Here is a 22,724-nt window from a genome sequence, read left to right as displayed (position 1 = left end):
CCGTTATTCAGCCGTGGGCCGGCGGGTTGGACCGAGTCACGTCCTTCTCGCGCTGGTCGGACTCGGCGGGGTCCGTCTCGGTATCCGGGCTGGGATAACTGGGAGCTGGTTGTGGACGATTGGACGACTTGGGCGGCCACCCGGGGGCGTGCCAGCCGGCGGGGGCGCCGTAGTCCGGCTGGGTGCTGCCGTGCGAACCGTTGGCACCCTGAGAACCGCTGTCGCCGTTGCCCTGCGTCTCGGATTGAGCTTGTTCGGCAGCCTTGCTGGCCCGTGCGATCGCGGCCTTGAACGCCGGCTCCGGCACCGGCTGGGGCCACGGCTCGCCGCGTTCGATCGCCAGTTCCCCCGGCGTCTTGATCGGCGGTTTGTCCGACGGGATCCGGCCCCCGAAGTCGTCGAACATGGTCAGTCGGGGCCGCTTCTCGACGTCGCCGAAGATCGCCTCCAATTCGGGGCGGTGCAGGGTCTCCTTTTCCAGCAACTCGCCGGCCAGCGTGTCCAACACATCGCGGTATTCGGTGAGGATCTCCCAGGCCTCGGTGTGCGCCGCCTCGATCAGCTTGCGCACCTCCTCGTCGATGGCGCCGGCAACCTCGTGGGAGTAGTCCGGCTGGTTGCCCATGGTGCGTCCCAGGAACGGGTCGCCGTGTTCGGTGCCGTATTTCACCGCTCCCAAGCGGGCACTCATGCCGTACTCGGTGACCATCGCGCGGGCCACCTTGGTCGCCTGCTCGATGTCGGACACCGCACCGGTGGTGGGCTCCCGGAACACCAGTTCCTCGGCCGCGCGACCACCCATCGCGAACACCAGCTGGGCGATCATCTCCGAGCGGGTGCGCAGACCCTTGTCTTCCTCGGGTACCGCGACCGCGTGCCCGCCGGTGCGCCCACGGGCCAGGATCGTCACCTTGTAGACCGGGTCGATGTCCGGCATCGCCCATGCGGCCAGCGTGTGCCCGCCCTCGTGGTAGGCGGTGATCTTCTTTTCGTGCTCGCTGATGATGCGGCCCTTGCGGCGCGGGCCGCCGATGACCCGGTCGACGGCCTCTTCCAGGGCCGGGCCGGTGATGACGGTGCCGTTCTCGCGGGCGGTCAACAGCGCCGCCTCGTTGACGACGTTGGCCAGGTCGGCGCCGGTCATCCCGACGGTCCGCTTGGCCAGCCCGTCCAGGTCGGCGTCGTCGGCGATGGGCTTGCCCTTGGAGTGCACCCGCAGCACCGCGCGGCGACCGGCCAAGTCCGGGTTGGACACCGGGATCTGCCGGTCGAAGCGACCGGGCCGCAGCAGCGCCGGGTCCAGGATGTCGGGACGGTTGGTGGCCGCGATGAGGATGACGCCGGCACGGTCACCGAAGCCATCCATCTCCACCAGCAACTGGTTGAGGGTCTGCTCGCGCTCGTCGTGCCCACCGCCGAGCCCGGCGCCGCGCTGGCGGCCCACCGCGTCGATCTCGTCGACGAAAATGATGCACGGGCTGTTCTGCTTGGCCTGCTCGAAGAGATCCCGCACCCGGGACGCACCGACGCCGACGAACATCTCGACGAAGTCCGAGCCGGAGATGGTGAAGAACGGCACACCGGCTTCGCCCGCCACGGCGCGGGCCAGCAGCGTCTTGCCGGTCCCCGGCGGGCCGTAGAGCAGCACGCCTTTGGGAATCTTGGCGCCCAGCGCCTGATACCGGGACGGGTTCTGCAGGAAGTCCTTGATCTCGTAGAGTTCCTCGACCGCTTCGTCGACACCGGCGACGTCGGCGAACGTGGTCTTGGGCATGTCCTTGGACAGTTGTTTGGCCCGTGACTTGCCGAAGCCGAAGCCCATCCGGGCACCGCCCTGCATGCGGGAGAACATCACGAACAGACCCACCAGCAGCAGCAGCGGTAGCACGTAGACCAGCAGCTCGCCGAGCAGACTGCCTTCGTTGACCACGGTGCTGACCTTGGCGTTCTTGGCGGTCAGCGCCTTGAGCAGCTCGACCCCGTACCCGGCCGGGAACTTGGTGATGACCTTGTCGGAGTTCTCGGTGTCGTTGTTGCTCTTCTTCAGGGTCAGTCGCAGCTGCTGCTCGCGATCGTCGATCTGCGCGCTCGCGACGTTGTCGCTGTTGATCTGTGCCATCGCCACCGAGGTGTCGACGGGTTTGTAGCCGCGGGTGTCGTCGCTGAAATAGAAGAACAACCAGCCGAACAGCACCAATACGGCGATCACCGTAATTGTGCGGATCACGTTTCTACGGTTCATCTATCATCGGCCGGCTCGGCCAGGTCCTTCCCGATACACGCAGCTGGAAATGTCCAGGTTACCGCCCCTGGCGACAGCAAGCTCCGGCAGAGCCGGGGCGCAGCATGAACAACGAGCGGAAGTTCCCGAAAAGCGCGCCCGGCTACCGGTAATAACGCGCTTCCACCACATTGCCGTCCGGATCGGGAAAGTAGTAACCCTGCGGCGCCCATCCCTGCGCGCCGAACGAATTGTCCAGCCGCGAGCTGGTGTCGATGCCTTCGTCGCGCAGTCGCCGATCCAGGGCGTCGTATTCGTCCTTCGACATCGCCAGGCACACGTGGTTGATCCGGTGGCCGGCGCTGCCTTCGACGTTGGTCATCGCCTCGGTGCCGGAGGCGCCCTCGGCCGGTATCAGGTCGAGGATCGAATCCGCGCAGACCCGCACACTCGGGAACGGCGCCCGGCCGGCATCGAACTCTTCGAACCGGACCGGTTCCAAACCCACCACCCGGGTATAGAAGTCCATTGCCGCCCGCGGGTCCTTCGTCCACAACACCACGTGGTCCAGCCGCATCGCGCCCACCTTCATGTCGTCGCCTCTGCGGTGTCCAAACTACCCGCGGGCCTTCTCAGCCCCGGGCTGCTGTGCTTTGGTGAGACGGTGGGCTCATCAACCGAACGGTTAGTCGACACCAACGGTGTGCAGCTGCGAGTGGTCGAGGCCGGGGAGCGCGGGGCGCCCGTGGTGCTGCTGTGTCACGGCTTTCCGGAACTGGCCTACTCGTGGCGACACCAGATTCAACCGCTGGCCGATGCCGGCTACCACGTGTTGGCGCCCGATCAGCGGGGTTACGGCGGGTCGTCGCGCCCGGCGCCGATCGAGGCCTACGACATCCACCAGTTGACCGCCGACCTGGCCGGGCTGCTCGACGATGTCGGCGCCGAGCAGGCCGTGTGGGTCGGCCACGACTGGGGTGCCGCCGTGGTGTGGAACGCACCGCTGTTGCATCCCGAACGTGTCGCGGCGGTTGCTGCCCTGAGTGTTCCCGTCACGCCGCGCCCCAAGGTCGCGCCCACCCAGGCCTGGCGGCGCATGTTTGGCGACCACTTCTTCTACATCCTCTATTTTCAGCAGCCCGGCGTCGCCGATGCGGAGTTCGACGCCGATCCGGCCCGCGCCGTCCGCCGGATGATGGGCGGCCTGCGGCTTTCTGACGACCACAGTGCGGGGCTGCGCATGGTGGCGCCCGGATCCGAAGGTTTCATCGACCGGCTGCCGGAGCCCGACGGGCTGCCCGACTGGATCAGCCAGGCCGAACTGGACCACTACATCAGCGAATTCGCCCGTACCGGCTTCACCGGCGGCCTGAACTGGTACCGCAATTTCGACCGTAACTGGGAGACCACACCCGAACTCGCCGGTGCCACCATCTCGGTGCCGTGCCTGTTCATCGGGGGGACGGCCGATCCGGTCCTCAGCTTCACCCGCGCCGATCGAGCCGCAGAGGTGATCACCGGCCCCTACCGCGAGGTGATGCTCGAGGGAGCCGGGCACTGGATACAGCAGGAGCGACCCGAAGCGGTGAACGAGACCCTTCTCGACTTCCTCAAAGGAGTGCAATGGTGAGTGCGCCAATGCGATTCGGTGTTTTCATCACACCGTTTCATCCCACCGGTCAATCCCCCACGGTGGCACTGGAATACGACATGGAGCGGGTCGTCGCGCTGGACCGCCTGGGCTTCGACGAGGCGTGGTTCGGCGAACACCATTCCGGCGGTTACGAATTGATCTCCTGCCCGGAGGTGTTCATTGCGGCCGCCGCAGAGCGGACCAAGCACATCCGGTTGGGTACCGGTGTGGTCTCACTGCCCTATCACCATCCGCTGATGGTGGCCGACCGCTGGGTGCTGTTGGATCACCTGACCCGTGGCCGGGTGATGTTCGGCACCGGTCCCGGCGCGCTGCCGTCGGATGCCTACATGATGGGAATCGATCCGGTCGACCAGCGGCGGATGATGCAGGAATCGCTGGAGGCGATCCTGGCCTTGTTCCGCGCCGCTCCCGACGAGCGCATCGACCGGCACACCGAGTGGTTCACCCTGCGCGACGCGCAGTTGCACATCCGCCCGTATACCTGGCCTTATCCGGAGATATCCACGGCCGCAATGATTTCGCCGTCGGGACCGAGGTTGGCCGGCGCACTGGGCACCTCGCTGCTGTCCCTGTCGATGTCGGTACCGGGCGGGTATGCAGCTTTGGAGACAACCTGGCAGGTGGTGGTCGACCAGGCCGCCAAAGCCGGCCGCGAAGCACCCCGGCGGCGCGACTGGCGGGTGTTGAGCATCATGCACATCGCCGACACCCGGGACCAGGCGATCGAGGACTGTACGTACGGGTTGCTGGATTTCGCCGAATATTTCGGCGCCGCCGGATTCGTCCCGCTGTCCAACTCGGTCGACGGCACCCAGTCACCCCGCGAGTACGTGGCAGACTATGCGGCGCAGGGAAATTGCTGCATCGGCACGCCGGACGACGCAATCGCGCACATCGAGGATCTGCTGGAACGCTCCGGCGGGTTCGGTACATTGCTGCTGCTCGGCCACGACTGGGCGTCGCCGGCAGCGACTTTCCATTCCTATGAACTGTTCGCGCGCAAGGTTATTCCGCATTTCAAGGGACAACTCGAAGCCCCGCGGGCTTCGCACGAATGGGCCAAGGACAAGCGTGAGGAGTTGATCGGACGCGCCGGTCAGGCCGTCGTGCAGGCCATCACTCAGCACGTCGCCGAACACGACGAGACGGGCAACTGATGCGGGCATCGGTGCTGCGCGACGGGCGCATGGTCTACCGCGACGACCTGCCCGAGCCGACACCGGGGCCGGGACAGGTGCTGGTCGCGGTCCGTGCGTGCGGAATCTGCGGCTCTGACCTGCATTTCGCGGCCCACGGCGGCAAGGTGCTGGAAATGAGCCGCCGGGTGGCCGGCAATACGGGTGGCATGGACGTCGACCTGAGCCGGGACATCTTCATGGGCCACGAGTTCAGCGCCGAGGTGCTCGAGGCCGGTCCCGACACCGACACCCATCCGCCGGGAACACTGGTCACCTCACTGCCGGTGTTGTTGTCCGACAAGGGCGTCGAGCCGATCGTGTACAGCAACAGCACGCTCGGTGGGTATGCCGAGCGGATGCTGCTGTCGGCGCCGCTGTTGGTGCCGATCCCCAACGGTCTGGACCTCAAGCACGCGGCCCTCACCGAGCCGATGGCGGTGGGGTTGCATGCGGTGAACAAGTCCGACATCAAGGTCGACGAAGCGGCCCTGGTGCTGGGCTGCGGGCCGATCGGCATCGCGATCATCGCCGCGCTGCGCGTCCGCGGCGTGCAAAGCATTGTGGCGGCTGACTTTTCGCCCAAACGTCGCGAGCTGGCGACCCTGATGGGAGCACATCGGACGGTGGATCCGGCACAGGGCTCGCCGTTCGACGTCACGAAGGCGGTGGTGGTGTTCGAGGCCGTCGGGAGACCCGGGGTCATCGACGACGTGCTGCTCCGAGCACGGCGCGGCACGCGCCTGGTGGTGGCCGGTGTCTGCATGGAACCCGACACCATCCACCCGTTCTTCGGCACCGCCAGCGAGATCAGCATCCAGTTCTCGTTGGCCTACGACTTCGAGGAGTTCAGCGAGTCGCTGCGAGCGATCGCCGAGGGTGACATCGACGTCAGCCCCCTGATCACCGGCGAAGTCGGACTGGACGACGTCGGGGCGGCGTTCGACGACCTGGCCGACCCGGAACGGCACTGCAAGATCCTGGTTACGCCCTAGCAACCACGACGTTCCCCGGGCCTGAATGCCAAGTTGACGGACGGTGCATCCTGTCGCACGCTTACTCGATGGCCGGGATCAACGAGGACGCGATGATCGCCCGTCTGGAGCGCCGACTGGCAACGCAATACCGCCATCTGCCGCCCGATCAGGTGGCCGGCGCCATCGAGAATGCACGCGCCAGCCTGGCCCACAGCCGGATCCGGGACTTCATCCCGTTGCTCGTCGAGCGGCGGGTCAACGCCGAATTGGCGGGGGCCAGGTAGGCGGCTGCTGCGCTAGCCGCCGGACGGCGGCTGCGCGATCACGGTGGGCTTGAAGCCGTAGCGGGGAGCGGCGAAGTTCGCCACACTGCGCCCGGTGCCGGCCCCGGGCGCCATCGGGAGCCCGCCGAACGCTGAGGTAGCGGGTTGGGCGGCGGCCGCACCTGCAGCGCCGTTGAGCGCCACGTTGATCGGCGTCGCCCCCGGCGTGGCCGTCCAACTGGCCGGGACCGAGACCGCCCCGACCTTGGCCGCGTTACCGACTGCGCCGGTGATCCCGCCGAGAGCGTTGCCGAAACCGCTGCCGAAGGTCGGTGCAGCAGCCGCCGCAGCCCCCTCCGCCGCCTTTGCAGCGCCCTCTGCCGCTTTTGCGGCCGCGGGGAACGCGCTGTGGAACAGGCCGTCGATATCCTTCATCGCGGTGGTGCTCAGTCGGAATGGAGAGACCATTCTGATGTAGGTGTCGAACCCGGAACTGAAGTCCACCGTCTGGGAACCGGTCAGCCCTTCCACCACATCGCCCAGGATTCCGTTCAACACGATCCCGTCGCCGTTGGCATTCCAGGCCGCTCCGGTCAATCCGAGCGCTGCTTGCGGATTGGCCAGCCACGGTGGGACGTTCGTCAGGCCGCCCAGCTGGTTGAGCGCCCGCACCACATCGTGATAACCCGCCGATGCCAGGGCGGAGTTGACCGCGTTGATCTGCGCGTTGATTTGGTTGCTGAGCCCGGCGATGCTGGTCGCGACGGACTGCGGTGTCAGAGTCGGCAGGTCCGCGGCCGCCGCGGAGGCACCCGAGTAGCCGTACATGGCGGCGGCGTCCTGCGCCCAGAACTCGAGATATTGCGCCTCGGTGGCGGCAATTGCCGCGGTGTTCTGGCCCAGAAAGTTCGTCGCCAGCAGACCGGCCAGCAGTGCCCGGTTGGCCTCGATCACCGGTGGCGGCACCGTCGCCAGAAATGCGGCCTCGTAGGCTGCCGCCGCGGCGACAGCCTGCGCGCCGGTCTGTGCGGCCTGTTCGGCCGTAGCGGTCAACCAGGCAATTTGCGGCGTGGCCGCGGCGGCCATGGCTGCCGCCGAGGGGCCGGCCCACGGCCCGTCGGTCAGGCCGGTGACGACCCCGCCGTAGGAGGCTGCAACGGATTGCAATTCGCCCGCCAAACCTTCCCAGGCAGCGGCTGCGGCCAGCATCGGCCCCGACCCCGCACCTGCATACATCAGCGCGGAGTTGACCTCCGGCGGAAGAGCTGCGAAATCCAACATTGACCTGTCGTCCTAACCGATCGTGGCAGCGTTGGCGGCTTCGGTGGTGCCGTAGGAACTACCGCTGAGACCCAGCGTGGTCGCCAACTGCTCCTGGACCGCCACGGCCTGCTCACTGATCGCCTGAAACAGCGTGGCGTGGTTGACGAAATGGTTGGCCATGATCAGCGACACCACGTCGGATGCGGCCGGAACGACCGCACTCGTCGGGCCCGCGGCGGCGGAATTGCCGGCACGGTGGGCCGAAAAAATGGACATGAGCTCCCCCGACGCACCGGTCAGAACTTCTGGCTCAGCAAAGACAGTCGACATTTGAGTCCTCCCTCAACGTTTACGTTGCACAACAGCAATCAGCGACCAATGACGTGGCACGTCACTCGTCGCTGAGCTGGTTCCTCGACCACGTTAAGTCCGACAAAGGGCGCAAAACAGGCCATCAGCGGCTTGTTCACTGGCGGGACAATAACTATTCATTTGCTGCATTGAATCCGCAGGTGGAGTGGAGACTAGGTATGAATCATATATGTTTCATATATGAAATGAGTTTTATATGAAGTTCTAAAAAGCACGTGCAATCGCAGCTACCCTGTGCGTCTGCGGCCCCGGCTATCCGCCGCGAACACCGCCACCAATCGGGGCACAAGCTGCCGCCTGATAGCCCAGAGAACGCCGTTGACCTGCAGTTCCAGCCCGGACGCGACTGCCTGCGACTTCCCTGCGCACGCGAACAGACTGGACCGGAGCGACGGCTCGTCGCCGCCGAGCGGCTGCTCACCGCCTCCGATGGCGGCGGAGTCCAGGCTCGGCGACGGTCCCGGCGTCGGACCCGCAGATTTGCGAACGACGCGAGATTCCCAACGGATCGCCGCTGCTTAAACGTGAAATCGTTGAACCGGACCTGCCCCCATAAGCGGCCAGCAGTCGACTTTCGAACCAGAACGGCGTTTGCTGGGTGTTATCCAGGTCACTCAATTAGGACGGTGTTCACCTCGGCGACAGCTGAACAGCAGGTGAACGGAAAGTAATTTACCAGCGGTTATTGATAAACGCGGGGGTCCAGAGTGCCGATATAGGACAGATCACGATAGCGCTCGTCGTAATCCAGGCCGTAGCCGACGACGAAGTCGTTGGGGATGTCGAAACCCACGTAGGTGATGTCGACGTTGGCCCCCACCGCATCGGGTTTCCGCAGCAGCGTGCACACCCGCAGCGAGCGCGGATGCCGGCTGCTGAGGTTCCGCAGCAACCACGACAGCGTCAGCCCCGAGTCGACCACGTCCTCCACGATCAACACGTCGCGGTCGTGGATGTCCCGGTCGAGATCTTTAAGGATGCGCACCACCCCCGACGACGATGTCGAGGACCCGTAAGAACTGACCGCCATGAACTCGAACTGGGTCGGCAGCGGAATGGCGCGGGCCAGGTCGGTGACAAACAGGACGGCACCCTTGAGCACGGTGATCAGCAGCAGATCCTGACCGGTGGTGGCCGCCGGGTCACGGTAGTCGTCACCGATCTGTTGCCCGAGCTCGGCGATGCGGGCCTGGATCTGCTCCCGGGTCAGCAACACCGACTCGATATCCCCCGGATACAGCTCCGCCGTCACGTCCACAGCGTGCCACGCCGACCGGTCAACAACCAACGCAACCGTCAAATCGTCTCGGGGCGCAACTCGAGTAGGCCGTCGCGCCGGCCCGCGACCAGCCGGCGACCGCGCAGCTGCGACCCAACCGCCACACCACCCTGGCCGCGCCAGCCCGTGACCAGTTTGTCGACCCCGCGAATCTGCTGGTCGGTAAGTCCGGTCGCACCGCCGGCCAGCAGCCAACGGCGAATCACCCGTCGACGCACCGGGTCGGGCAGCTCGCCGAGCGCCCGGGTATCCAGCCCCGTACCGGCCGTGGCCCCGCTCAGCGCCTCCGCGGCGAGCGCATCGATCAGCTCGGTGTCCTCGCGCAGGGCGGTCGCGGTGCGGGCCAGCGCCGCCGCGACCCCGCCGCCGAGCACGTCTTCCAACAGCGGCAGCACCTCGGTGCGCAGCCGCACCCGGGTGAAACGGCGGTCGCCGTTGTGCGGATCCTGCCAGGCGGTGACGCCCAGCTCGCGGCAGGCAGCGTGGGTGACCTCCCGCCGCAGCCCCAGCAACGGGCGGCACCACGGCGGATCAAACGGACGCATACCGGCGAGCGAGCGGGCTCCCGAGCCGCGGCCCAGGCCCAGCAGCACCGTCTCGGCCTGGTCGTCGAGCGTGTGCGCCAGCAACACCGGCCCGTCCCGATGGGCGGCCAGCGCGCCATAGCGGGCGGTCCGGGCCGCGAACTCCGGGCCGCCGTCGGTGCCGACCTGCACGCGCAATACCCGGGCATCCGCGCATCCCATCGAAAGAGCTTGTGCCCGTGCGGTTTCGGCCACCTCAGCCGAATCGGACTGCAACCCGTGATCCACGATCAGCGCGGTAGTGGGACGCAACCGAGCTGCGACGGCGGTGAGCGCCAGCGAATCCGGGCCACCGGAGAGTCCGATGCACCACCGCTCGTCAGGACCCAGATAGGTCTGCGCGAAATCTGCTGCAGCCCTACGCAACTGGGCTAAAGCACCCGGTCGATCCATCGCTGTGGGTGCTCGATCTCGGCGGGTAGCGGCAGCGTCTCGGGTCCCGTCCAGATCGTATTGAAACGCTTCATCCCGACCCGCTCCACCACCGAGTCGACGAACACCTTGCCGCGGGTGTACTGGCTGAGCTTGGCATCGACACCGAGCAGCGCGCGCAGCAGCCGCTGCAGCGGCGGTTGTTTGCGGCGGCGGCGTTCGTCGAACCGTTGCCGGATGGTGGCGACCGACGGAACCACCATCGGCCCGACCGCGTCCATCACATGCTCGGCGTGCCCTTCCAGCAGGGTGCCGAGCACCAACAGCTGATCCAGCGCCTGGCGTTGCGGTTCGGACTGCACGGCGCGCATCAGGCCCAGGATCCCGGTGGCATTGGGATCGTCCGTCCCGGCACCGCGCGACCGGATGAACTCGGCGAGTCGGCCGGCCACCTCACGGATATCGTCAGCGGGCTCCCGGGTCAGCAGACCCAGCGAACTCGACATGTAACCGGCGATCCACGGGTTGGCGGTGAACTGCACCCGGTGGGTGACCTCGTGCAGGCACACCCACAATCTGAAGTCCGACGGATCGACATTGAGCTGGCGCTCGATGGCGATGACGTTCGGATACACCAGCAGCAGCGTTCCGCCCTCGGACCCGAACGGGTCGTACTGACCGAGGATGCCCGACGACACGAACGCCAGCACCGCACCGGTCTGCGCGCCGGTGAGCCGGCCGGTGAGCCGGCCGCGGGGCTGGTCGCTGCCGTTGGTCATCGCCTTCATCGATTCGGTGGCAGCCCGGATCCACGCCGGCCGGTCCACCACCCGCGCCGGCGGCACCGCGCCGTCGGTGATCAGCCCGGTCACGTCGCGGACCGGCGGTTCGGCCTGCTCGGCGGACCGCAGCAGCTGATCCACGACCTGCCGTCGGGTGTAGTCAGAGGTGACCGGACCGCCACGGGTCAGCTTTTCCCCGACGGTGGCCGCGAAACGCCAGTCAACGGCGTTGCCCATCGTCAATTCCGCGCTGTCGGTCATACCGCACACCCGCAGAACCACAACCGGGTGGCGAGCGCGTCGATCGCGTTGCGACCGTTCGGGCCGGCGTCGTTGGAGATGAATGCGAACGTGAGCACCCGTCCGCTGGCGTCGGTGAGCACCCCCACCAGGGAGTTCACCGCGGTCAGCGAGCCGGTCTTGGCCCGCAGCCAGCCGGCCGGGCCCTGGTCGGTGGACCGGTCCAGAAACCGCTCGCCCAGCGTGCCGCTGCCGCCGGCGATCGGCAGCAGATCCAGCAGTGCCCGCAGCGATGGTTGATCCGGACCTGCGGCGGCCTGCATCACGCCGTCCAGGGTGCGGGCCGTCAGACGGTTGTTCACCGACAGTCCGCTGGAGTCGGCCAGGGCGGCGCCGCCGGTGTCGACGTGCGCGGTGTTCAGCCGGCTGGTCACCGCGTCGACGGCCCCGGTGAAACTGCGCGGCCGGTTGATGGCCGTTGCCACTTCGCGGCCGATGCATTCGGCCATCACGTTGTCCGAGGCGTTCATCATCTGGGACAGCCGCTGCACCAGCGGCGCCGACTGCACCACCGCCAGCTGGCGCGCACCGGACGGCGCCGAAGCGATAGACACCGCCGCCGGATCCAGACCCAGCGCGATGGCCAGCTCCCGGCCGGCATCCAGGGCCGGCGTCCGGCTGCGGCGGGAGTTGACGGTGGTGGGCTGGATCCGGCCGGCGTCGATCATCGCCGCCTCAATCGGGGCGACGTCACCGTTGTCGACGTCGGCGGGGTCCCAGCCCGGCGCCAGGGTGGGACCGCTGAACGCCGAGATGTCCACCTGCACCGAGGTGGGCGTCATACCGCTGCGGTGCACCTGCTCGACCAGGTCGTTGATCCGTGCCGCACCGCGATACCAGGTGTCCACGCCGGGCGGGGCCGCGGACAGGGTCGGGTCCCCGGCACCGACCAGCACAACGGGACCCTGCGCGCTATTCGGGGCGGCCACCACCCGGGTGCTGATCCGGGCTTGGCGGTCCAGCGTGAGCAGCGCCGCGGCGGCAGTCAGCACCTTGTTGGTGGACGCCGGCACCAACGGTACGTCGTCGAGCTGTTGCCAGAGCTGCTTATTGCTCATGGCATCGGTGATCCGGCCGCCCAGTCTGCCCAGATTGGGATCCGCCACCACCGCCGCCAGCGCCGCGGCCACCCCCGTCGGGCTGGGTGCCTCTGCGTTGTCGGCCACCGCGCTCACGCCTGCCTTGACCGTCGGTGGTCGCGGCGGCGGCACCGTTGAACGCGCCCCGCCGCTGCCGTGCCCGCCGGTGGTGAACAGCACGGCCGCCGCCACCACCGCAGCCACGCACGCCAGCACCGCCAACCCGACGAACACCCGGGTGGTCTTGCGCCAGCGTCTGGGAGCCATAGATCGCGCGATCTCCTGTCTTGTCGTGTCCCATTCTGCCGAACCGCCCACACAGCAGTGCCGCCGCACCTGCTCGACTACTGTGTAGCCGTGCAATTCGACGTGACCATCGAAATCCCCAAGGGCCAGCGCAACAAATACGAAGTCGACCACGAGACCGGTCGCGTGCGCCTGGACCGCTACCTCTACACCCCGATGGGCTACCCGGCCGACTACGGCTTCATCGAGGACACCCTGGGTGAAGACGGTGACCCGCTCGACGCCATGGTGTTGCTGCCGCAACCGCTGTTTCCCGGGGTGCTGGTGGAGGCGCGGCCGGTGGGCATGTTCCAGATGGTCGACGAAGCCGGTGGCGACGACAAGGTGCTCTGCGTGCCGGCCGGCGACAAGCGCTGGGACCACATCCAGGACATCGGCGACGTTCCGGAGTGGGAACTCGAGTCCATCAAGCACTTTTTTGTGCACTACAAGGACCTGGAGCCCGGCAAGTTCGTCAAGGCCGCGGACTGGGTCGGCCGCGCCGAGGCCGAGGCCGAGGTGCAGCGTTCGGTGGAGCGGTTCAAGACCAGCGGGCACTGACCGACATCCTCGACCGCTAGTGTCGCGACGGTGACGGACGGCGCGGGTACCCCCGCAGTGTCGGCGGGACCGGTCACCCGCGGCAGCGTCGCCCGGGTCGGCACGGCCACCGCGGTCACCGCCTGCTGCGGCTACGCGGTGGTCTACCTGGCCGCACGCCATCTTGCGCCCAGCGGCTTCTCCGTCTTCGCCGTCTTCTGGGGAGCGTTCGGCCTGGTCACCGGCGCCGCCTCCGGCCTGCTCCAGGAAACGACGCGCGAGGTGCGCGCAATGCAGTACCTCGACGTGCTGCCCGAGCGGCCCCGCACCCGCCCGTTGCAGGTGGCCGGCCTGGTCGGGCTGGTCTCGGCCGTCCTGATCGCCGGCAGCTCACCGTTGTGGAGCGGGCGGGTGTTCGTCGCGGACCGCTGGTTGTCGGTGGCGCTGCTCAGCGTCGGGCTGGCCGGATTCTGCCTGCACTCGGCCCTGCAGGGCATGCTGGCCGGCACCAACCGATGGGGGCACTACGGGGCGCTGATGGTGACCGACGCCGTCATCCGGGTGGCGGTCGCCGCGGCCACCTTCGTGATCGGCTGGGGCCTGGCCGGGTTCCTGTGGGCGACCGTCGCGGGTTCGGTGGCATGGTTGATCATCCTGGCCGCCTCGCCCGCGGCACGCAGCACGGCACGGCTGCTGACCCCGGGCAGCCCCGCCGCCTTCCTGCGCGGCGCCGCACACTCGATCACCGCCGCCGGAGCCAGCGCGATCCTGGTGATGGGCTTCCCGGTGCTGTTGAAAGTGACCTCCGCCGAACTGGGCACCGAAGGCGGTGTGGTGATCCTGGCGGTCACGTTGACCCGGGCGCCGTTGCTGGTGCCGCTGATGGCCATGCAAGGCAACCTGATCGCACACTTCGTCGACGAGCGCGGCCACCGGCTGCGGGCGCTGGTATCCCCGGCGCTGCTGGTCGCCGGGATCGGCGGGATCGGGGTGCTGCTCGCCGCCGTGGTGGGCCCGTGGCTGCTGCGTTTCGCGTTCGGGTCGCAATACGCAACCAGCAGTGCACTGCTGGCCTGGCTGACCGCCGCCGCCGTCGCGATCGGGTTGTTGACGCTCACCGGATCCGCCACCGTCGCGGCCGCCCTGCATCGGGCGTATTCGCTGGGGTGGGTCGGCGCGACGGTGACCTCGGGGCTGTTGCTGCTGCTGCCGACCGCATTGCAGACCCGCACCGTGGTCGCGCTGCTGTGTGGCCCCCTGGTGGGGATCGCCGTCCACCTGCTTGCGCTCGGGCGCGGCGCACGCGTCGGCACCTGATCACGGCCTGCCCGGCGTGTACTTTGTGGCTTGACATGGGTTCTGAAACGCATGACGTGTGGATCGTCGTCCCCAACTTCAACGAAGGCGCTGTCATCGGTGCGGTGATCAGCGAACTGCGATCGGTTTTCGACAACGTCGTCTGCGTGGACGACGGCAGCTCCGACGGCAGCGGTGAAATCGCCCGGCGGGCCGGCGCTCACCTGGTGCGTCATCCGATCAACCTGGGTCAGGGCGCGGCCATCCAGACCGGCATCGAGTACGCCCGCGCGCAGCCCGGTGCCGCGGTGTTCGCGACATTCGACGCCGACGGTCAGCACCGCGTCAAAGACGTGGCCACGATGGTCGCGCGGATCAAGCGGGGCGACGTCGACGTCGTGATCGGGACCCGTTTCGGCCAGGCGGTGGCCACCCGGCCGCCGTTGCTGAAGCGGATCGTGTTGCAGACCGCGGCGCGGCTGAGCCGGCGCGGCCGCCGGCTCGGGCTCACCGACACCAATAACGGCCTGCGGGTCTTCAACAAGACCGTCGCCGACGGGATGAACATCACCATGAGCGGCATGAGCCACGCCACCGAGATCGTCATGCTGATCGCCGAAAACCGGTGGCGCGTGGCCGAAGAACCGGTCGAGGTGCTCTACACCGACTACTCCAAGTCGAAGGGGCAGCCGCTGCTCAACGGCGTGAACATCATTTTCGACGGGTTCCTGCGCGGGAGGATACGACGGTGAACTGGATTCAGCCGCTGCTGATCGGCGCCATCATCGCGCTTTTGGTGTTCCTGCTGCGGTCGCGGCGCAGCGCCCGGGCGCGCGCGTGGGTGAAGGTGGGCTACGTCCTGTTCGTGCTGCTCGGTGTCTACGCGGTGCTCCGTCCGGACGATACGACGGTGGTCGCGCACTGGTTCGGGGTGAACCGCGGCACCGACCTGATGCTCTACGCGCTGATCATGGCGTTCAGTTTCACCACGCTGAGCACCTACATGCGGTTCAAGGATCTGGAACTGCGCTACGCGCGCCTGGCGCGGGCGATCGCGCTGGAAGGCGCGCAACCGCCCGATGCCAGCGTGGGTTCGCCGCCGCGAGAGTGAATTCAGCCGCCCGCCCCGGCGGGCTCAACTCCCGTGCTTGTGCCGGAAATATTCCACCGTGCGCCGCACCCCGTCGGCTAACCCGACCTGCGGTCGCCAACCCAAAATCTCTGCCGCCAAACCGATGTCGAGGCAGGAGCGCTTCAGGTCACCTAGCCGCGGCGGATGGAACTCCGGGTCGTCGGGCCCGCCCACGGCGGCGGCGACCGCGGTGTGCAGTTGGCGATCGGAGGTTTCGACTCCGGTGCCCACGTTGAACCGCTGCCCGCCGCCCTGCTCGCCGGACGCCTTGACGAAGGCGTCGACGACGTCATCGACGAAGACGTAGTCGCGGGTGTTGGAGCCGTCACCGAACACCTTGGTGCTGCTGCCCTCGAGCAACGCCTGGGCGAAGATCGCGACCACGCCGGCCTCGCCGTGCGGGTCCTGGCGCGGACCGTACACGTTGGCCGGCGCGATGTGCGAACAGTCCAGGTCGTACAGGTGCCGGAAGGTGTTCAGGTAGATCTCCCCGGCCACCTTGCCCGCGGCATAGGGCGAAAAAGGATCGGTCGGCACCGTCTCGGGCGTCGGGTACTGCGGCGGGATGCCGTAGATCGACCCCCCCGAGGAGGTATGCACGACCTTGCGTACCTGTGCGCGACGCGCCGCCTCGGCCAGCCGGATGGTGCCGATCACGTTGACCGAGGCGTCGAACTGCGGGTTGGCCACCGAGTGCCGCACGTCGATCTGGGCCGCCAGGTGGAACACCACCTCGGGGCGGTGTTCGTCGAAGATGGCCTGCAGGTCCGAGGTCACGATGTCGGCCTCGACGAACGTGTGCGCCGGCTCGTCGAGTAGATGCTCGAGGTTGGTCGCCCGGCCGGTCGCGAAGTTGTCCAGGCCCACCACCGTGTGACCGTCGGCCAGGAGACGGTCGACTAGCGTCGAGCCGATGAAACCGGCAGCCCCGGTGACCAGTGCGCGCACCGGCCCACCATACCGAGTGGCGCGGGCGGTCATCGTCGCCGCAGGTGTGCTGATCGCGGTGCAGCTGGCAATCCGCGCGGCGCTGGCGTTCAGCGGCTATTTCTACTGGGACGATCTGATTCTGATCGGCCGCGCGGGCAGCCACAGTCTGGTGTCCCCGTCGTATCTGTTCGACGACCACGACGGGCACGTGATGCCCGGTGCGTTTCTGCTGGCCGGTGCGATCATCCGGCTGGCACCGCTGGAGTGGGCCGGGGCGGCGGTCAGTCTGGTGGTGCTGCAACTGCTGGCGTCGCTGGCGGTGCTGCGGGCGCTGCGGGTGATTCTGGGCTGGCGGCCGGTGTTGTTGCTCCCGTTGACCTTCGCGCTGTTCACCCCGCTGGGAGTGCCGGGGTTCGCGTGGTGGGCGGCGGCGCTGAACTCGCTGCCGATGCTGGCGGCGCTGGCGTGGGTGTGCGGTGACGCGGTGTTGCTGGTTCGCACCGGCAGGCAGCGTTACGCGCTGACGGGTGTGTCGGTGTATCTCGGTGGCCTGCTGTTCTTCGAGAAGGCCGCGGTGATCCCGTTCGTCGCCTTCGCGGTCGTGGCCCTCGCCGGTCATGTGCGCGCAGATGCGTCGCCGCTGCGGGCCGCCTGGCGGGCCGGCATCCGGCTGTGGGTGCCGTCGCTGGCGGTGACCGCCGGCTGGGTGGTGCTGTATCTGGTCGTGGTGAATCAGCGGCGATGGAGTTCGGACGTCGCGATGACCTGGGCCCTGCTGCGCCGGTCCGTCACGCACGGCATCGTGCCCGGTCTGGCCGGCGGCCCCTGGCACTGGGCGCGTTGGGCGCCGGCCTCCCCGTGGGCCACCCCGGGGACCGTGGTGATGGCGCTCGGATGGCTCAGTGTTGCTGCGGCGCTGGCAGTTTCGCTGATCCGCAAGCAGCGGATCGGACCGGTGTGGCTGATCGCCGCCGGTTACGCCGTGGCCTGCCAGGTTCCGATCTACCTGATGCGGTCGTCGCGTTTCACCGCCCTCGAACTGGCGCAGACCTTGCGGTATTTCCCCGACCTGGTGGTGGTGCTGGCGCTACTGGCCGCGATCGCGTTCACCGCCCCCAACCGGCCGTCGGCGGCGTGGCTGGACACCTCCCGGCTCCGGACCGCTGCGACAACCGTTGTGGCGCTGCTCTTCTTGGCCAGCAGCCTGTACTCGACGTCGACGTTCGCGCAGGTATGGCGCGACAATCCGGCCGAGCCCTATCTAAAGAACGCCCGGGCCGGCCTGGCGATGGCGGACCCGACGGTGCCGTTGCTGGACCAGGAGGTGGACCCGATGGTCTTGCAGCGGGTGGCATGGCCGCAGAACCTGGCCAGCCAGCTGTTCGCTTTGCTTCGCGATCGACCTGAATTCAGTTCCGCCACCACACAATTGCGGATGTTCAACAGCAAGGGGCAACTGGTCAACGCCCGGGTGACCTGGGTGCGGACCATCAGGCCGGGGCCGGTCGCGCAGTGCGGCTACTTCGCCCAGCCGGACCGCCCGACGCGCCTGATCCTGGACGGTCCGCTGCTGCCGGCCGACTGGACTGTCGAGTTGCACTACCTGGCCAATACCGACGGCTCGATGATGCTGGCCCTGTCCGACGGGCCAGAGGTGAAGGTCCCGGTGCATCCCGGACTCAACCGCGTCTATGCCCGGTTGCCGGGTGCCGGCGATGCGATCACGGTGCGGGCCAACACCGCTGCACTCGCGCTGTGTCTGGCCTCCGGGCCGGTGGGGTTTCTGGCGCCGCTGTGAGCGCCCAGCCCGGAGACTTCGCGGCGCGTCGCCGATCCGGTGAAGTGTGGAGCCGCCTAGGAGAATCGAACTCCTGACCTATTCACATATTGACGTAGAACGATAGCGTTCAAGAGAGTCCGCTAAGATATTGCAGCGCAACGTGATACACGATTCATCGTCCGCTAGCGTGCCCACGGATCCGGGGTGATTTAGGGGCGTTTGTATCAGGAAAGTGGAGACCCGTCTATTTTGTCGGTGCCTTTCATTACAGTCACCCACATGAGCACCGACATCAGCGTCCAGACCACCACATTCGGCGGTTCCGGCCAGCCGTCGCACTACCTCCCTGGCCCCAGACCAGAGAAACTGCCGATTTCGGCGAAGGTCTGGGACGTCGCCAAGGACTACGGCAAGGAGTCGGAGGCGGTCGTGGTGGCCTTGTACGAGGCCGTCATGCGACTGGAGTCGGCGTTGACAGCAGACTAGGACGGCCCTACCCCCCAGGTGGCACCGCGCGCAAACATCTCGCGATTGCGCTTATCCAGCTTCTCCCACCGCTTCTCGTCGCGAGGCTCCGCTCCCTGTTGGAACGCCAACTTCAGTACATCCTCGATCATGACCCGGCCGGTCGGTATGTGCCCCTTGCCGAGTGCCGAGCAGTGAAGATGTGGACGCACTTCATGCGACGACGAAATCGGGTGCCAGTGATATTCGTATTGGGGGGTGCCATCGATCAGCAGGTCGTACATGTAGCCCGTCGTGGTGACCTTCCACGGACCCCGGTCACGATCGTCGGAGGCGACGATTTTGTATCGCATACTCACACTCAGGCCCAGCTTGCCGGCGGCGCGGAGTCCGACGACCTCGCCGTTGTTGAGGGTGAGAACACCCTCTTCGCCTGCCCTGTAGTTGTCGGCGGTGACCTTGCCGTCGAGGAACATACCGAGGGCGGCCTGGATCGGCGCGACAAACGCCTTAACTGCTTCGGCCTGAGTCCTACCGGCCACTCGGACGAAGCATGGCGACCTTCATCACGTCAGTGTCGGAGTCATCCGCATAGGAGCCGTTGTCCCAACGCCGCGCGAACGTCGCGCCATCAATGCCGAGCAGACGGTGAGCAGCTTGATCGAAGATCTTCCACGATCCGTCTGCGCTGATCTTCTGAAACTTGACTGCCATACTCACACCCCCTCTGTTCGTAACGATAGCTTTGTTTCTCGTAGCGTCGCATGTACCTCTGACAACTATATCTCTCCCGGCTATTTCGACCTGCCGGTTCGTGTCAAAACGCGCAGGTGGGCGGGCCGGGGGGCGGCTCGGCGAACCGGGCTTGCGTCGCGTCTGCGCCTTCTATTCCGTGATACCGCTGTGGATTATCCGCGCCCGCCTGGCTAGGTCCTCGCGCGCTTTCCTGCCCTGCTTCTTCGGTAGGTCGTTGTCGACGACTAGGGAATGGGCGACGTCGCGAGGGTGTGACTGTTCGGTGTCAGGGTATGGGTCGAACGCCACGCCGAGGCAGACCTCCCGGACATCCTTCACCAGCATCGAGAAAACTCCATTCTTGGGTTCCCGCTTGACATCCGCCCAACTGAGTCCGTGTTCGGCGAGAATTCGGTCTCGATAGCAAGAGATGCCGTCGTCATCAAAGCGCACTGCAGCCACGGTGATCGACACCTTCTTCGTTCCCTGGTCGGTCACTGTCCAGTGTTCGTGAGGGATGCTTGGCGAATATCGGTACAGCACTTCCTCTGGGCCGATCTGAGGATCGTCAGCCTTCACCGCGGAATCAGTTGATGTTGAACTCCTGCACTGATCTTCTCGAGGAAGATGCGCGAATCATCGAGTGCGACTCCTAGCAGTCGAGGCCCGTCAGTCTGGCCTTTGCTGACTGCGAGTTCATGATCAAACGCTTCACGACCATCGGCCCAGTAGCCACGAAACGCCAGTTCACCATCCTCAAATGCGATTGTGAGTTGGTCACCATCAACGAGCCAGACGACATGCAGTCCGCCGTCGGGGAGCGGCGAGAACTGCGGCGTTGCAAGCCCATCAGCGTGTGTGAGTGCCTTGATCAAGGAGACCGCAAGGTTCGCGACTGCGGTGTGCACCGCGCGGCCGCTGGCGCCGTCCCAACCTCGGGGCAGCCGCGTTAGCTTGGCCAGCTCGCTCTGTGCGTACACGATGACTTCTGACCGCGTCGGGTGGGAGACTTGCGGTTGTCCGGGCTGGGCGGCCCACCATCGAATATGCGCATCTTGAATAAACGTCGGCACAGTTCTGGGCGACGAAGTGATTGGCGATTGTTCAATTACTGGCATCGGTCTTTCCCCATTCGATGTGCATGCCCTCCGTTGTGACGTGGTCAAACATCATTACGCCTTCCCTATGTGCAACATCAAGGGCGGCGAAGACGTCCACTGAAGAAAGTTCGGCGTCTATCGCAACTATCGAGTTGATCTCAAGTTGCAGCTCATTCTCGTCAGCAGGGTAACCGAGCGATATTGTCTGCCGCCCAAACGGTTGGCCGTCCGTCTCGCTGAGTTGGCGCTCCATCTGGACCCTGGTTGCGACATGACCGTCGAGAGTGAAGGTGGTCGAGAGCGCATCAATCACCCGCGGTACATCAGATGCGCCGGCTACCGCGATTCGGTTGAAGAAGGTCACCTCTGCGGCACTTGGCCGGAGAACGCCAAACCCCGCACCTTCTATGTAACGCTCGAAGTCGCTCCAGATAGACGACAACTCAGCACGTAACACGTCATAGCGCGGATACGGGTTATCACCCTGTTGCTTACGCCAATTGATCAGTAGGCGGTCGTGTTGCACCTGAATGAGTAGTGATTCGTCCTCGGTCAAAACCCACAACCGAATCGGTGCGACCGAGTTGCCGAATTGGAACATGAAGTTGGCCGGCCCCAGTGGTGGCAGAGCTACCTGTTCCTGAACTTTCGGGAAACGCTCTCGCCATCTGTCGACCAGGCGCACCAACGCGACCGTGTCAAGACCAGGCAACTGCAGAAAGTGAATGCCCGCGGCCACCTCGATCACCGGCGGCAGTTTGAACGAGGGGAGAGCTTGTGCAATGGCCACGCCCCCCATTGTGCAATGTTAAGGCAGCGGTGGGACGGTTGTGACCAGCGACACTGGCGTCATCGCCGGCAGCAGCGTGATCGCTAATGCCGACCAGTGAGGACCGAATCGAGTCCCGTGGCATCAGATTGTGTATCCGGGTATGCCTCTGACGGATTGGCGTTGGCGTGGGAGTTGGGCGGTCATGGCGGTGTCGATCATGTCTTTGGACGTGGCTGTCGCCGAGGATGAAGACTTGGACGAGCCGGAGCGCAGCAGAGCCCGAAAAGTGCTTGACGGCCTGCTGTCAGGAGGCTCAAAAATCGCAATCACAGCCCTCGGTGGCGCCGGCGGCCACATTCTGCACAGCTGAGCGGCCACTGACTCCGAGGTAACAATCTCCCGAGTTATCACCGGAGTCTTAGACCGATGTGTCCGGCCCTGGAGCGAGACTGACCGCATGGCAATCAAGGTGCAACTGATAACAGGCGAACCGCCCCTGAGCTTCGACACCGGGACAGGTTGGAGGTAGTCGCCGGCGGCGTCCTGAAAATCAGCAAGGCAGACCGCGAGACCCTCTACATCAGTCCCGCGCAGTGGGTGACCGTCGAGGAGACTCGGGGGCCAGTCGCAATGCCAGTGGTTGGTCACGCAGATCCGGGTCCGGAAGATTCCGCGTTCTAGTGTCGGCCGAGCCCGCTTCCGACAAGCGCCTTGAATTGGCCTATGCCGTAGCGCAGGAACGGCTGAAGCTGCAGGACGCCACGCTAGCGAACACGCGAACCAGGGCGAGCAATCTGCTCGCCACTACCGCGCTGTTTATCTCCTTTTCAGCCGGGGTCGGCTTGATCCAGAGCGATCCGGACTCAGAGTCCGCGCTTTGTTCCGGCATAGCCCTGATCCTCTTGCTGGTCGTGGTCGCTCTAGGTATCAGCGTGCTGGTGGTCGTGTGGCCGGCCAAGATGTGGTGCTACACCCCGTTAGCTTCGAAGATCATGGCCAGGATTGCGGCGGGAGATGACGTAGCAGCTATCCGCCGGTACGTCATCGATGCAATGATCACCGGAGCCGAGGCTAACCACGACATGCTCGAACTGAGACAGAATGCGTTCCGTTGCGCGGTCGTGCTGCTCGTAGTCGAAGTCGTACTGCTCCTTTGCGCTATCGCCCTCCACTGAAGGACCGCACGTGACTGACCATTGGGACAACAAGAGCAAGCGCGAAGAGATCGAACGAAGGAAGGCAGAGGCCGCCGAGCGTAAGAAGGCCGAGCTCGCGCAGGAACGAGATCGCCGTGAGCGTGAAATCGACGAACGCCGAAGTCGGCGCGATGGGGACAAATAACGCGCGTTGTCTTGCCCGACGCTG

The 22,724-nt window shown here is 66.2% G+C and carries 27 protein-coding genes; 13 read left to right on the top strand and 14 right to left on the bottom strand.

Translation table 11 applies throughout. The features are described 5' to 3' along the window. Positions 1–7 precede the first annotated feature (7 nt). Together ftsH and AC5Y5Z_RS13495 are read right to left on the bottom strand one after the other, a co-directional pair. Positions 8–2,242 carry an ATP-dependent zinc metalloprotease FtsH gene (gene ftsH, locus AC5Y5Z_RS13500; RefSeq protein WP_473139860.1) on the bottom strand — a complete coding sequence of 745 codons (2,235 nt, stop codon included), beginning with the start codon at positions 2,240–2,242 and terminating at the stop codon, positions 8–10. A gap of 142 nt (positions 2,243–2,384) precedes the next feature. Beyond that, positions 2,385–2,798, bottom strand: coding sequence for a VOC family protein (locus AC5Y5Z_RS13495; protein ID WP_499925663.1), 414 nt, complete (start codon positions 2,796–2,798; stop codon positions 2,385–2,387). A gap of 87 nt (positions 2,799–2,885) precedes the next feature. Here AC5Y5Z_RS13495 and AC5Y5Z_RS13490 point away from each other — a divergent pair, with 87 nt between their 5' ends. From AC5Y5Z_RS13490 to AC5Y5Z_RS13475, 4 genes are all read left to right on the top strand, one after another. Next, a complete protein-coding gene (locus AC5Y5Z_RS13490; RefSeq protein ID WP_499925545.1) occupies positions 2,886–3,851 on the top strand; it encodes an alpha/beta fold hydrolase in 966 nt (321 codons plus the stop codon). Then, positions 3,848–5,035, top strand: coding sequence for an LLM class flavin-dependent oxidoreductase (locus AC5Y5Z_RS13485; protein ID WP_463828541.1), 1,188 nt, complete (start codon positions 3,848–3,850; stop codon positions 5,033–5,035). Before AC5Y5Z_RS13490 ends, AC5Y5Z_RS13485 begins: the two co-directional genes overlap by 4 nt. Beyond that, positions 5,035–6,048 carry a zinc-binding dehydrogenase gene (locus AC5Y5Z_RS13480; protein ID WP_499925543.1) on the top strand — a complete coding sequence of 338 codons (1,014 nt, stop codon included), beginning with the start codon at positions 5,035–5,037 and terminating at the stop codon, positions 6,046–6,048. Before AC5Y5Z_RS13485 ends, AC5Y5Z_RS13480 begins: the two co-directional genes overlap by 1 nt. Positions 6,049–6,116: 68 nt before the next feature. Further along, complete coding sequence (locus AC5Y5Z_RS13475; protein WP_463828539.1) at positions 6,117–6,314, top strand: three-helix bundle dimerization domain-containing protein; 198 nt, start codon at positions 6,117–6,119, stop codon at positions 6,312–6,314. 12 nt (positions 6,315–6,326) lie between these two features. On the opposite strand, the gene AC5Y5Z_RS13470 is transcribed toward AC5Y5Z_RS13475, so the two are convergent. The 6 genes from AC5Y5Z_RS13470 to dacB form a co-directional block, all read right to left on the bottom strand. Next, positions 6,327–7,574, bottom strand: coding sequence for a PPE family protein (locus AC5Y5Z_RS13470; RefSeq protein WP_463828538.1), 1,248 nt, complete (start codon positions 7,572–7,574; stop codon positions 6,327–6,329). A 12-nt stretch (positions 7,575–7,586) separates the two neighbouring features. Continuing rightward, a complete protein-coding gene (locus AC5Y5Z_RS13465; RefSeq protein WP_463828537.1) occupies positions 7,587–7,886 on the bottom strand; it encodes a PE family protein in 300 nt (99 codons plus the stop codon). A gap of 724 nt (positions 7,887–8,610) precedes the next feature. After that, a complete protein-coding gene (hpt, locus tag AC5Y5Z_RS13460) occupies positions 8,611–9,228 on the bottom strand; it encodes a hypoxanthine phosphoribosyltransferase (protein ID WP_499925541.1) in 618 nt (205 codons plus the stop codon). Beyond that, the gene (gene tilS, locus AC5Y5Z_RS13455) at positions 9,225–10,184 is read right to left on the bottom strand and encodes a tRNA lysidine(34) synthetase TilS (protein WP_499925539.1); all 960 of its coding nucleotides are present in this window, start codon (positions 10,182–10,184) and stop codon (positions 9,225–9,227) included. The genes hpt and tilS overlap by 4 nt, the downstream gene beginning before the upstream one ends. Continuing rightward, positions 10,163–11,206 carry a zinc-dependent metalloprotease gene (locus AC5Y5Z_RS13450; protein ID WP_463828534.1) on the bottom strand — a complete coding sequence of 348 codons (1,044 nt, stop codon included), beginning with the start codon at positions 11,204–11,206 and terminating at the stop codon, positions 10,163–10,165. The genes tilS and AC5Y5Z_RS13450 overlap by 22 nt, the downstream gene beginning before the upstream one ends. Then, on the bottom strand, positions 11,203–12,591 hold the full coding sequence (dacB, locus tag AC5Y5Z_RS13445; protein ID WP_499925537.1) for a D-alanyl-D-alanine carboxypeptidase/D-alanyl-D-alanine endopeptidase: 1,389 nt from the start codon (positions 12,589–12,591) through the stop codon (positions 11,203–11,205). Before dacB ends, AC5Y5Z_RS13450 begins: the two co-directional genes overlap by 4 nt. A 90-nt stretch (positions 12,592–12,681) precedes the next feature. Here dacB and AC5Y5Z_RS13440 point away from each other — a divergent pair, with 90 nt between their 5' ends. The 4 genes from AC5Y5Z_RS13440 to AC5Y5Z_RS13425 are packed head-to-tail and all read left to right on the top strand — an operon-like array spanning position 12,682 to position 15,556. Beyond that, on the top strand, positions 12,682–13,170 hold the full coding sequence (locus AC5Y5Z_RS13440; RefSeq protein WP_473139866.1) for an inorganic diphosphatase: 489 nt from the start codon (positions 12,682–12,684) through the stop codon (positions 13,168–13,170). Between the two features lie 30 nt (positions 13,171–13,200). Beyond that, positions 13,201–14,466 carry a hypothetical protein gene (locus AC5Y5Z_RS13435; protein ID WP_463828531.1) on the top strand — a complete coding sequence of 422 codons (1,266 nt, stop codon included), beginning with the start codon at positions 13,201–13,203 and terminating at the stop codon, positions 14,464–14,466. Positions 14,467–14,501: 35 nt separating this feature from the next. Next, complete coding sequence (gene ppgS, locus AC5Y5Z_RS13430) at positions 14,502–15,197, top strand: polyprenyl-phospho-N-acetylgalactosaminyl synthase PpgS (RefSeq protein ID WP_463828530.1); 696 nt, start codon at positions 14,502–14,504, stop codon at positions 15,195–15,197. Continuing rightward, a complete protein-coding gene (locus AC5Y5Z_RS13425; protein WP_463828529.1) occupies positions 15,194–15,556 on the top strand; it encodes a DUF2304 domain-containing protein in 363 nt (120 codons plus the stop codon). Before ppgS ends, AC5Y5Z_RS13425 begins: the two co-directional genes overlap by 4 nt. Before the next feature lie 24 nt (positions 15,557–15,580). On the opposite strand, the gene AC5Y5Z_RS13420 is transcribed toward AC5Y5Z_RS13425, so the two are convergent. Continuing rightward, positions 15,581–16,525, bottom strand: a complete 945-nt coding sequence (locus AC5Y5Z_RS13420) for an NAD-dependent epimerase/dehydratase family protein (RefSeq protein WP_499925535.1) — start codon at positions 16,523–16,525, stop codon at positions 15,581–15,583. On the opposite strand from AC5Y5Z_RS13420, the gene AC5Y5Z_RS13415 reads away from it, so the two are divergent. Together AC5Y5Z_RS13415 and AC5Y5Z_RS13410 are read left to right on the top strand one after the other, a co-directional pair. Continuing rightward, positions 16,491–18,305 carry a hypothetical protein gene (locus tag AC5Y5Z_RS13415; protein ID WP_499925533.1) on the top strand — a complete coding sequence of 605 codons (1,815 nt, stop codon included), beginning with the start codon at positions 16,491–16,493 and terminating at the stop codon, positions 18,303–18,305. The two genes, AC5Y5Z_RS13420 and AC5Y5Z_RS13415, sit on opposite strands and share 35 nt — an antisense overlap. 261 nt (positions 18,306–18,566) lie before the next feature. Continuing rightward, entirely contained in the window at positions 18,567–18,773 is a 207-nt protein-coding gene (locus tag AC5Y5Z_RS13410; protein ID WP_473139870.1) for a hypothetical protein, read from the top strand. Here the strand turns inward: AC5Y5Z_RS13410 and AC5Y5Z_RS13405 are convergent. The 5 genes from AC5Y5Z_RS13405 to AC5Y5Z_RS13385 form a co-directional block, all read right to left on the bottom strand. Further along, on the bottom strand, positions 18,770–19,294 hold the full coding sequence (locus AC5Y5Z_RS13405) for a hypothetical protein (RefSeq protein WP_473139871.1): 525 nt from the start codon (positions 19,292–19,294) through the stop codon (positions 18,770–18,772). The two genes, AC5Y5Z_RS13410 and AC5Y5Z_RS13405, sit on opposite strands and share 4 nt — an antisense overlap. Further along, a complete protein-coding gene (locus tag AC5Y5Z_RS13400; RefSeq protein ID WP_473139872.1) occupies positions 19,284–19,466 on the bottom strand; it encodes a hypothetical protein in 183 nt (60 codons plus the stop codon). Before AC5Y5Z_RS13400 ends, AC5Y5Z_RS13405 begins: the two co-directional genes overlap by 11 nt. A gap of 171 nt (positions 19,467–19,637) precedes the next feature. Continuing rightward, complete coding sequence (locus AC5Y5Z_RS13395) at positions 19,638–20,066, bottom strand: hypothetical protein (RefSeq protein WP_473139873.1); 429 nt, start codon at positions 20,064–20,066, stop codon at positions 19,638–19,640. Continuing rightward, on the bottom strand, positions 20,063–20,605 hold the full coding sequence (locus tag AC5Y5Z_RS13390) for a hypothetical protein (RefSeq protein WP_473139874.1): 543 nt from the start codon (positions 20,603–20,605) through the stop codon (positions 20,063–20,065). Before AC5Y5Z_RS13390 ends, AC5Y5Z_RS13395 begins: the two co-directional genes overlap by 4 nt. After that, on the bottom strand, positions 20,592–21,377 hold the full coding sequence (locus tag AC5Y5Z_RS13385) for a TIGR04255 family protein (protein ID WP_473139875.1): 786 nt from the start codon (positions 21,375–21,377) through the stop codon (positions 20,592–20,594). Before AC5Y5Z_RS13385 ends, AC5Y5Z_RS13390 begins: the two co-directional genes overlap by 14 nt. Before the next feature lie 184 nt (positions 21,378–21,561). Here AC5Y5Z_RS13385 and AC5Y5Z_RS13380 point away from each other — a divergent pair, with 184 nt between their 5' ends. From AC5Y5Z_RS13380 to AC5Y5Z_RS13370, 3 genes are all read left to right on the top strand, one after another. After that, complete coding sequence (locus tag AC5Y5Z_RS13380) at positions 21,562–21,729, top strand: hypothetical protein (protein WP_473139876.1); 168 nt, start codon at positions 21,562–21,564, stop codon at positions 21,727–21,729. 310 nt (positions 21,730–22,039) lie between these two features. Beyond that, entirely contained in the window at positions 22,040–22,534 is a 495-nt protein-coding gene (locus AC5Y5Z_RS13375; RefSeq protein ID WP_499925530.1) for a hypothetical protein, read from the top strand. A 10-nt stretch (positions 22,535–22,544) separates the two neighbouring features. Beyond that, complete coding sequence (locus tag AC5Y5Z_RS13370) at positions 22,545–22,700, top strand: hypothetical protein (protein ID WP_499925528.1); 156 nt, start codon at positions 22,545–22,547, stop codon at positions 22,698–22,700. Positions 22,701–22,724: the final 24 nt, after the last annotated feature.

Source organism: Mycobacterium sp. NGS29 (genome assembly GCF_059812965.1).
Note: the sequence above shows the minus strand (reverse complement) of the source record. Positions and strands in the feature narration are given on the sequence as shown.

Excerpts from the sequence above, each read along its gene's own strand:
- dacB (WP_499925537.1), bottom strand. The coding sequence starts at position 12,591 with ATGGCTCCCAGACGCTGGCGCAAGACCACCCGGGTGTTCGTCGGGTTG.
- AC5Y5Z_RS13480 (WP_499925543.1), top strand. The coding sequence starts at position 5,035 with ATGCGGGCATCGGTGCTGCGCGACGGGCGCATGGTCTACCGCGACGAC.
- AC5Y5Z_RS13410 (WP_473139870.1), top strand. The coding sequence starts at position 18,567 with ATGAGCACCGACATCAGCGTCCAGACCACCACATTCGGCGGTTCCGGC.
- AC5Y5Z_RS13475 (WP_463828539.1), top strand. The coding sequence starts at position 6,117 with ATGGCCGGGATCAACGAGGACGCGATGATCGCCCGTCTGGAGCGCCGA.
- AC5Y5Z_RS13470 (WP_463828538.1), bottom strand. The coding sequence starts at position 7,574 with ATGTTGGATTTCGCAGCTCTTCCGCCGGAGGTCAACTCCGCGCTGATG.
- AC5Y5Z_RS13465 (WP_463828537.1), bottom strand. The coding sequence starts at position 7,886 with ATGTCGACTGTCTTTGCTGAGCCAGAAGTTCTGACCGGTGCGTCGGGG.
- ppgS (WP_463828530.1), top strand. The coding sequence starts at position 14,502 with ATGGGTTCTGAAACGCATGACGTGTGGATCGTCGTCCCCAACTTCAAC.
- AC5Y5Z_RS13400 (WP_473139872.1), bottom strand. The coding sequence starts at position 19,466 with ATGGCAGTCAAGTTTCAGAAGATCAGCGCAGACGGATCGTGGAAGATC.
- AC5Y5Z_RS13495 (WP_499925663.1), bottom strand. The coding sequence starts at position 2,798 with ATGCGGCTGGACCACGTGGTGTTGTGGACGAAGGACCCGCGGGCGGCA.
- ftsH (WP_473139860.1), bottom strand. The coding sequence starts at position 2,242 with ATGAACCGTAGAAACGTGATCCGCACAATTACGGTGATCGCCGTATTG.
- tilS (WP_499925539.1), bottom strand. The coding sequence starts at position 10,184 with ATGGATCGACCGGGTGCTTTAGCCCAGTTGCGTAGGGCTGCAGCAGAT.
- AC5Y5Z_RS13380 (WP_473139876.1), top strand. The coding sequence starts at position 21,562 with ATGGCGGTGTCGATCATGTCTTTGGACGTGGCTGTCGCCGAGGATGAA.
- AC5Y5Z_RS13450 (WP_463828534.1), bottom strand. The coding sequence starts at position 11,206 with ATGACCGACAGCGCGGAATTGACGATGGGCAACGCCGTTGACTGGCGT.
- AC5Y5Z_RS13390 (WP_473139874.1), bottom strand. The coding sequence starts at position 20,605 with ATGCCAGTAATTGAACAATCGCCAATCACTTCGTCGCCCAGAACTGTG.
- AC5Y5Z_RS13415 (WP_499925533.1), top strand. The coding sequence starts at position 16,491 with ATGAAACCGGCAGCCCCGGTGACCAGTGCGCGCACCGGCCCACCATAC.